The 8,259-nt window shown below is 60.9% G+C and carries 8 protein-coding genes and 1 tRNA gene; all 9 read right to left on the reverse strand.

The features are described from left to right. Window positions 1–133: 133 nt before the first annotated feature. A complete protein-coding gene (locus tag ACO41U_RS09175; protein ID WP_485943362.1) occupies window positions 134–1,477 on the reverse strand; it encodes an FAD-dependent oxidoreductase in 1,344 nt (447 codons plus the stop codon). 421 nt (window positions 1,478–1,898) lie between these two features. Further along, a complete protein-coding gene (locus ACO41U_RS09180) occupies window positions 1,899–3,212 on the reverse strand; it encodes a PAS domain-containing protein (protein ID WP_485943364.1) in 1,314 nt (437 codons plus the stop codon). A 332-nt stretch (window positions 3,213–3,544) separates the two neighbouring features. Continuing rightward, a tRNA-Cys gene (locus ACO41U_RS09185) sits at window positions 3,545–3,618 on the reverse strand. A 105-nt stretch (window positions 3,619–3,723) separates the two neighbouring features. Beyond that, window positions 3,724–4,530, reverse strand: a complete 807-nt coding sequence (locus tag ACO41U_RS09190) for a CheR family methyltransferase (RefSeq protein WP_298781573.1) — start codon at window positions 4,528–4,530, stop codon at window positions 3,724–3,726. A 128-nt stretch (window positions 4,531–4,658) separates the two neighbouring features. After that, window positions 4,659–5,216, reverse strand: coding sequence for a ribosome recycling factor (frr, locus tag ACO41U_RS09195; RefSeq protein ID WP_298781571.1), 558 nt, complete (start codon window positions 5,214–5,216; stop codon window positions 4,659–4,661). Window positions 5,217–5,272: 56 nt separating this feature from the next. Further along, window positions 5,273–5,989 (reverse strand): UMP kinase, encoded by a 717-nt coding sequence (gene pyrH / locus ACO41U_RS09200; protein ID WP_298781568.1) that lies wholly within the window; start codon window positions 5,987–5,989, stop codon window positions 5,273–5,275. A 127-nt stretch (window positions 5,990–6,116) separates the two neighbouring features. After that, window positions 6,117–6,713 (reverse strand): translation elongation factor Ts, encoded by a 597-nt coding sequence (gene tsf, locus ACO41U_RS09205; RefSeq protein ID WP_298781565.1) that lies wholly within the window; start codon window positions 6,711–6,713, stop codon window positions 6,117–6,119. A 3-nt stretch (window positions 6,714–6,716) separates the two neighbouring features. Next, window positions 6,717–7,514 (reverse strand): 30S ribosomal protein S2, encoded by a 798-nt coding sequence (gene rpsB / locus ACO41U_RS09210; RefSeq protein WP_298781562.1) that lies wholly within the window; start codon window positions 7,512–7,514, stop codon window positions 6,717–6,719. Between the two features lie 154 nt (window positions 7,515–7,668). Continuing rightward, window positions 7,669–8,259, reverse strand: a 591-nt coding sequence (locus tag ACO41U_RS09215; protein WP_485943368.1) for a sodium:solute symporter family transporter, incomplete at its 5' end; no start/stop codon positions are given.

Genomic DNA, 8,259 nt, shown 5'->3' on the forward strand with positions numbered 1-8,259 from the left:
GCCGACCGCCTGTCGGCGTCCGTAAGTCGTGTCGTCTGGCTGAACCCCTCCGGTCCTAAAAGCGCCCTGAAAAATCGAGGGCGCTTTTGTATCCCTTATGCGTTTCTGGTTCTAAGGGGGTTTTTTCTGTTCCTCAAACCGGCGGCAGGGCCTGAAGCGCCACCGAGTTGAGGTAGTTCCACGGTTTGTTGTAGTGCGGCTGGAAGAAAAAGTCCGTAAAGGCCAGATCCTCCACCGTCATTTCGTTCTGGATGCAGACGGATAGTGTATTGATCGACTGGGTGAGGTCCTCCTTCGAGCGAACCTGCGCGCCCAGGATACGCCGCGTCTGTCGGTCGTAGACCAGCTTGAGGTAGAAGGGCTCCGTGGTGGGCATGAACTCCGGACGGTAGTTGTCCTTCAGGACGGAGACCGCGTAGTCGATCCTCAACTCCTTGGCCACCAGCTCGGTCAGTCCCGTGCTGGCGATGTTCCAATCGTAGATCTTGATGCCGGAGGTCCCCTGAGTGCCCCGATGCGCGGTCGTGGGCGCTTTGAGGTTCCGCGCGGCGAGCGTCCCCATACGGACGGCGTTGGTGGCCAGCGGGATGTAGCTGTACTGCCGGGAGGCGTTGTTGTAGACCGCACAGCAGTCCCCGGCTGCGAAGACATCAGGGTGCGAGGTGCGCATATACTCGTCCACCCGGATGGCCCCGTTGGGAAGCATCTCCAGCTTACCCTTGAAGAGCGCCGTCAGGGGGCGGAAGCCCACGCACAGGATCGCCAGGTCCGCGTCGAACTCCCCATCCGTCGTGACGACCTTGGCCACCTTTCCGTGCCCGTCGTCCACGAACTTCTTGACGGTCCGGCCGAAGGCCAGCTTCACACCCTTCTCGACGTAAAGCTTCTCGATCACGTCGATTACGTCGGGATCGAGATAGCGCGGCAGCACCTGGGACATCTGGTCGATGAAGGTCACGGACTTGCCCTGGGTCTCGAAGGCCTCCACCAGCTCCGTGCCGATGTATCCCGCACCGATGATCGCGACCTTGCGCGCGGACGCACACCGCTTCACGATCTCCATGGCGTGCGTGTAATTCTTGCAAAGCATCACGTTCTCCAGCTTCGCGTTCTCGATGGGCGGCTCGACGGGCCAGGAACCTGTCGTGACGATCAGCTTGTCGTAGGTATCCTCGAACTCCCTGCCCGATCTCAGGTCGCGGACCTTCAATTTTTTCCCCGCCAGGTCGACCTCCGTGACCTCGTGCTCCATGCGGGTCGTGACGCCAAGCTCCGCAAGCTTCTCCGGCGAGCAGTAGAACAGACCGGCGGGGTCCTTCACCACCCCCTGAACGTGCAGCGCAATGCCGCACGACAGGAAGGAAATATTGTCGTTCCTCTCATAGACCGTGACCTGCGCGTCCTTGTGCAGCGTCACGGTGTTCAACACCGCCGCCGTACCGGCGTGCGTGCAGCCTAAAACAACAACCTTCATCATCTGCTCCTCCTCCGGGTGTGTTTTTCAGAAAAAAGACTTCTGTGTTTTGCGCCACCATGAGCACAAAAAGGTCCCCAAAATACAAAAAACCTGCCGAGGCCCACAAGTTTTTATTGTACAGTTATGTCCTATGGCTGTAAAGTAACCCCAATCACAGGTTGCGACGGCTTTATGGGGGATCAAGCCCGTCGTCGTACTGGTTAGGCCGACTCTGATCTTTCAGCCGTCAGGTGTGGCGGAAAACGCATAAAACCTGTTTCCGACGCACGTTAAAAACCTTGCCCGCGGTTTGGGGACCACGGACCCTACCAAGCTGCCGGTTGCCTCGGTGATGGCCTGCTTATGCAGGGGGCTGTCCCGCAGGGGAGCATTGACCGCTGCTGGCCTCTCCCAAAGGGGAAGGCCAGCACTTTCAGCGCGTTTATGCTGGCTTGGGCCGGAGCGTGATGGGCTGGTTGTTGTAGTGCTCCTCGATGCCCTGGGAGTGGTCTGAGGTCGAGATGAGGATACGCACCAACTCGTCGGCGTCGTTGAAGATCGCCTTGAAGATCGTGATGTGCTGCAGCGTTCCGTTGCCGTCGTACAGGGCGAAAGAAGATTCTCTCGTGACGAAGAGCTCGCGGAGAACCGCTACGGCGTGGAGAGCGTTTGGGAAGAGAACGGACATCGGCTGCATCAAAAACTGGCTCTTCCGCGCGTTGTGGAGCTTCAGCAGGGCGTCGTTGGCCGTCACTAGGAGGATGGAGTTGACGAGCTTTTCCAGTTCCGCCTCGGCGCTCTCCGCCTCGGGACGCTTCAACGGGTGCTGGGGGACAAGCTGCCCAAGGCCGAGGAACGGCTGATTGAAGGCGAAGTCGCGCATTTGTTGTCCCTCACGGAAGGCGTTGCGACAGTTGATCATCTCCTCAGAGAAGTGGAAGATGCAGTAAATGGCGGTGATGCTGTTCCCCTGGCTGAACTGTCCGGCGCAGGAAACTTCCGCCTCGATGACGTTGCCCTTGCGGTCCAGCATCGCGGACCGTGCCCGAATGAACCCGATGGTCGTGAGGATGTCCAACATGCGCCAGGCGTCCTCGCTGCGGCTGAAAAAGGAGGGGAAATCCTTCTCCTTCAGCTTGATGGTGCCGTCTTCGAATTCCGTATCCCGCTCGACGAGGCCATAGAAGTGGATGGCCGCCTTGCTGGCGCGGGCGAGGCGAAGGTGCGTTCCAATGTGGATGAGCTGGTCGCGCCGATCGCCGTCCTCGATTCCAGGGGCGACGATCGGGAGCGGGGGGCGAAACTCCAGCCACGGCTCGTCCGTGATGTCCGTAAAGATGTTGAAGGCGGCGGCGTCCTCTTGGGCGCGTATCGTGGCCTCGTCCGTCTGGGGCAGTTCCTGAAAGCGCAGCATCACGCTGGGTGCAGCGAGATCCCCCACCTCTTCAATGGGCGAGGCGGAGGCGGAGAACGTCTTCAAGAACCCCTTTTTGTCTGGATAGCAAAAGGAAAAGGGGGCGATCTCGGCCCTTCTGTGTTTAGCCCTGGTGTAGACCCCGACCAGCCCGCGCTGGATCGCCTTGGAAAATTGGGGCATCTTCAGGAAGGGTTTGTCCATGAAGGTTTCCTCTGCAAAACCCCACTTGTCCACGAAGGCTTTGTTGTAGGCAAGAACCCGTCCTCGGTTGGGGGCGAGGATCAGGATCGGGTCCGGCAGCGCTTCAATGACCGCTTGCATCTCCTGGCTTGCGTTCATGATGAATCCTCCATAATCAATGAACTCGGAGCACCCTTCGCTCGGCAATGCGCGTACGTTTCCATTCATGTCTTCCTATTTTACGATGAAAACTCAGTTGAAACAAGCAAAAAGGTGGTAATGTTAAGAGTTATGCGCAAAATAGTTTGTAGACTCCGGGTGAATACGCGGCTTTGTCCCTTATCCTGATTGACGTCCTCTCTACGGTATTTTACACGGTGGACAGGTAGATGTGGGCGGAATTTTCCGGGGTCTATCGGAGGCAAGAAAAAGGAAAAGCCCGCCTCACGGCAGGCTTTATGGATTATGCCGGAGATGTCCGGCGGTTCTACTGGAGGCGGCACCCAGATTCGAACTGGGGGTAAAGGATTTGCAGTCCTCTGCCTTACCACTTGGCTATGCCGCCCTTAAAATCGGCGCGTCAAAACACACTGGACGCGCCCCTTTCACCTCAGTTATTCTAACGGCAAACGCACGCTTCGTCAAGCATCGGGCATCCGCCTTCCGCCCGTCACTTCTTCGTGTAGAGGAAGGGGCCGGCCATCTCAAAGCCCAGCTTGCGGTACTCGAAGATCTGCTCCGTAGACCCCACCAGGAAGTAGCCTCCGGGGGCCAGGGCGTTGAAGAACTTCTGGTAGAGGGCCGCCTTCGTCTCGTTCGTGAAGTAGATGACGACGTTGCGGCACAGGATGATGTCGAAGCCCGTCCCGAAGGAGTCGTCGATCATGTTGAAGCGCTTGAAGGCGACGCGCCGCTTGATCTCCTGATTGACGTCGTAGGATTCGCCGCCGTCCTTCGTGGTGAAGTACTTCGCCAGGTACTCCTTCGGCGCGTTGACCAACTGAGCCTTGACGTAGTGCCCCTTCTGGGCGATGTCCAAAGCGCCCTGGTCGATGTCCATCGCCAGGACCGGCGAGGAGGCCTCCAGCCCACAGACCGCGGAGAGAATCGCCAGGGAGTAGGGCTCCTCCCCCGTGGCGCAGCCCGCGCTCCAGAGCTTCAGGCGCCGGTTGCCGCGCTTTTGCGTCAGCTCCGGAATGATCTTGTCCCTGAGCTTCCACCACTGGGAATCGTTTCGAAAGAACTCCGACACGTTGATCGTCAGGTAGTCCAGAAACTCCCGCAGCCGCTTGGGGTCGTTCTTGATCATGTTGAAGTACTCGTCGTAGTTGCCCTTCACGCCCCACCGTTCCATCTGCATGTGGATGCGGCGGTGAATCTGCTCCTTGTAGGAGTTCAGGTCCAAGCCGATGATCTTCTGCATCTTCTGCTTGAACGCTGAGTATGCGGGCGAATCGTACTGCGTTGCCTCTGCCATGGTCGGTACCTCCCGAACCGGTCAATAGGGAGGAACCGTCCCATGATCGGCCCTCCATTCCACGATGTTCCCTGATGCCTCGCGATATCCGGCGGCGTCCGGAGGGCGCTCCGCCGCCCCGAAACAGGCTAGTCCTCCAGGACCTCTTTCTCCTTCACTTTGTAGATGTCGTCCACCTTCTTGACGTAGGCGTCCGTCTTGTCCTGCACGGCCTTCGTCAGCGTCTTCAGGTCGTCCTCCGTTATCTCCGAGGCCTTCTCCTGTTTCTTCAGGGACTCGATGGCGTCCCGCCGGTAGTTGCGGACGACGACCCGCGCGTCCTCCGCCTTCTTCGCCAGGAGCTTCGTCAGCTCCACGCGGCGCTCGCGCGTCAGCTCCGGCAGCGTCAGGCGGATGCTGGCTCCGTCGTTCTGCGGCGTCATCCCGATGTTAGCCGCCAGGATGGCCTTCTCGATGGCCTTGAGGCTGGTCCGGTCGAAGGGGGCGATCTGGATCGTCCGGCTCTCCGGAATGGTGATGTTGGCGATCTGCTTGAGCGGGGTCGGCGTTCCGTAGTAGTCCAGCTTGATGTCGCTCACCAGGCCGGGGTGGGCCCGCCCCGTGCGGATTGACAGGTATTCGTTCTGCAAAAAGTCAATGGCTTTATCCATGCTCTCCTGGAGTTCTTTGAGCTCGTCCTTCGGCATAACGTTCCCTCCTTAAAAAGTATCGTCCTGACGATCGGGGCACAAGGCAGCGCCCCTCAGGCATCCTCCACGATTGTACCAATTCGCTCGCCGTTGACAAGGGCCGAAACCAGACATCCCTTCCTTTGAACGTTCAGCACCAGGATGGGGATGCGGTTCTCGCGGCAGAGGGAGAAGGCGGAGGCGTCCATCACCTCGATGTCGCGCTGCAGGGCCTCCGAGTAGGACAGGTGAGGGAAAAACCTCGCCTCCGGATGGCTCTTGGGGTCGGCCTCATAGATGCCGTCCACCTTCGTCCCCTTCACCATGCAATCGACGCCCATCTCCGCAGCCCGCAGCGCGGCCGTCGTGTCCGTCGAAAAGAAGGGGTGCCCCGTCCCCGCGGCGAAGATCACGATGCGCCCCTTCTCCATGTGACGCAGGGCGCGGCGGCGGATGTAGGGCTCGGCCACCTCCCGCATCTCGATGGCCGTCTGCACCCGCGTGGGCACGCCCATCTTCTCCAGCACGTCCTGAAGCGCCAGCGCGTTGATGACCGTGCCCAGCATCCCCATGTAGTCCGCCTGAGAGCGCTCGATGCCCAGCTTCTGAACGTCTCGGCCGCGCAGCATGTTGCCGCCCCCCACCACAAGAGAAAGCTGGATACCGGCGCCGTGCAGCTCCACCATTTCAGCCCCGACCCGCCGCACGGCGTCAAAGTCCAGGCCGAAGCGTTCGTCCCCCGCCAGGACCTCGCCCGATAACTTCAGAAGCACCCGCTTGTACCTTGGCATATATCGCACCCACTCCTCTCCCTTGAGCCCCTGCAGCCGGACCGGCACAGGCATCCGCGCCGCTCGCATACAAAACACTCCGGCGCGGAGGAATCCCACGCCGGAGTCTTTTCAATCCCAACAGGGCCTACTCGCCGATGGAAAAACGGGCAAAACGCTTGACGACGATGTTCTCCCCAAGCTTGGCGATCATTTCCGTGACCAGGTCCTTGATCTTCTTGCTGGAGTCGCGGATGTACTCCTGCTCCAGCAGGCAGCTCGTTTCGTAGAACTTGCGAACCTTGCCCTCAAGGATCTTGTCGATGGCCTGAGCCGGCTTGCCCTCCTCGAGGAGCTGCTGCCGGTAGATCTCGCGCTCGCGCTGCAGCACGTCCTCGGGCACGTCCTCCGGGCGAACGTACTGCGGGTTTGCCGCGGCGATCTGCATACAGATCTCATGTCCAAGGTGGTTGAACTCGTCCGTCTTGGCCACGAAGTCCGTCTCGCTGTTCAGCTCGAGCAGGGTGCCCACCTTGAAGTTGGTGTGGATGTACTGAAAGACGCGGCCGTCGCTCGCCGTACGGTCCGCCTTCTTGGCGGCCTTGGCCAGGCCCTTCTCGCGAAGGTAGTCGATGGCCTTCTCCATGTCTCCGCCCGACTCGGCCAGGGCCTTCTTGCAGTCCATCATTCCGGAGCCGGTGCGCTCCCGAAGCTCCTTGACGATCGCAGCATTGATCTCAGCCATCGTTTATGCCTCCTCGTACTTGTTGTCGGAGTAGGTTTCGTGCAGGCGCTCGCGGGTGTCGATCGCGTCCTCCGCCTTTTCCTCAGGCGTTTCTCCGACCGGCGCCGAGGCGTCGTCCTCGCCCTGACGCCCCTCGATGACGGCGTTGGCCATGAGCCCCGTCACCAACTTGATGGCGCGGATGGCGTCGTCGTTGCCGGGAATGGGGTAGTCGATGACCTCCGGGTCGCAGTTCGTGTCAACGATGGACACCACCGGAATGCCCAGCCTGCGGGCCTCGGCGATGGCGTTCTCCTCGCGGCGCGGGTCGATCAGGAAGATCGCGTCCGGCACGGCGTTCATCTTGGCGATCCCGCCAAGGTACTTCTCGAGCTTCGTCTGCTGCTTGCGAAGGGCCGCCACCTGCTTCTTGTTGAGCTTCTCCCACTCGTTGTCCTCGTCGTACTTCCGGAGCTCCATCATCCGCTGCACGCGGCTGCGGATCGTGGGGAAGTTCGTCAGAAGCCCGCCCAGCCAGCGCTGGTTGATGAAGTACTGACCGCAGCGCGTCGCCTCCTCGCGGATCGTCTCCTGCGCCTGGCGCTTCGTGCCGACGAACAGGACGTGCCCGCCCTCCGACACGGTGGTGCGGATAAAGTCGTAGGCCTTGTCCAGCCCCCTCACGGTCTTCTGCAGGTCGATGATGTAGACCCCGTTGCGCTCCGTGAAGATGTAGGGCTTCATCTTGGGGTTCCAGCGGCGCGTCTGGTGCCCGAAGTGGACCCCGCACTCCAGCAACTGCTTCATGCTCACAACTGCCAATTCTTATACCTCCCAAAGGTTAGGCCTCCGCCCCGCTCTGCAACTCCGGATTTCGCGATCCCCAAGGGACACCTCTGGCTCCCCGGCGCGGGTGCGTGTGTTTTTTGACACGGTGATTAGTATAACACAGAAAGGCCTCAAAGAGGCGAGAGCGTCAGTGGAGGCCGCGCTCCCCGGCCGACCGCCGGGCCGGCATGAGGAGCGTCGCCGCCCCCATCGCCACGAAGGAGAGCAGGATGCCGCACGTGGTGGCGTTGAGCCGCGCAAAGCCGACGTCCACCAGGTGCGTCGCCGTGTCCAGCACGCCAAAGCCCAGGTTCACCGTCGGTGCGCCGCTGTAAAACGTGCAGAAGAGCGTGAGGAGGACGCCCAACACCGCGGAGAGGACGGCCCCCGCGGTCGAGGCGCGGGAGGTGAGGAGGCCGAGGACGAGAGGGGCCGCCAGGGAAACGCTCATCAGTGAGTAGAAGATCGTGAGGGCCGATATGATGCTCTCCAGCCGCAGCGCGAGGAACACGCCCGCCACGCCCGAGGCGAGGCTGACCAGCCGCGAGCCCCAGAGCAGCCCCCGGTCCGACAGGGAGGGGTGCAGGAAGCGCTTGTACAGGTCGTTCGTGATGGACCCGGCCAACATGTAGAGCACCGCGTCCGCCGTGCTGACCTCCGCGGCGAAGATGGCGGCGAGGGAGAGGGTGGCGATGGAGAAGGGCAGCATCTCCTTGATGGCCGTGGGCAGGGCCAGGTC

Source organism: Fretibacterium sp., assembly GCF_057312375.1.

What these genes read in the sequence shown, in the direction of transcription:
- ACO41U_RS09175 (WP_485943362.1), bottom strand. Translation starts at nt 1,477, where the DNA reads ATGATGAAGGTTGTTGTTTTAGGCTGCACGCACGCCGGTACGGCGGCG.
- ACO41U_RS09180 (WP_485943364.1), bottom strand. Translation starts at nt 3,212, where the DNA reads ATGAACGCAAGCCAGGAGATGCAAGCGGTCATTGAAGCGCTGCCGGAC.
- ACO41U_RS09190 (WP_298781573.1), bottom strand. Translation starts at nt 4,530, where the DNA reads ATGGCAGAGGCAACGCAGTACGATTCGCCCGCATACTCAGCGTTCAAG.
- frr (WP_298781571.1), bottom strand. Translation starts at nt 5,216, where the DNA reads ATGCCGAAGGACGAGCTCAAAGAACTCCAGGAGAGCATGGATAAAGCC.
- pyrH (WP_298781568.1), bottom strand. Translation starts at nt 5,989, where the DNA reads ATGCCAAGGTACAAGCGGGTGCTTCTGAAGTTATCGGGCGAGGTCCTG.
- tsf (WP_298781565.1), bottom strand. Translation starts at nt 6,713, where the DNA reads ATGGCTGAGATCAATGCTGCGATCGTCAAGGAGCTTCGGGAGCGCACC.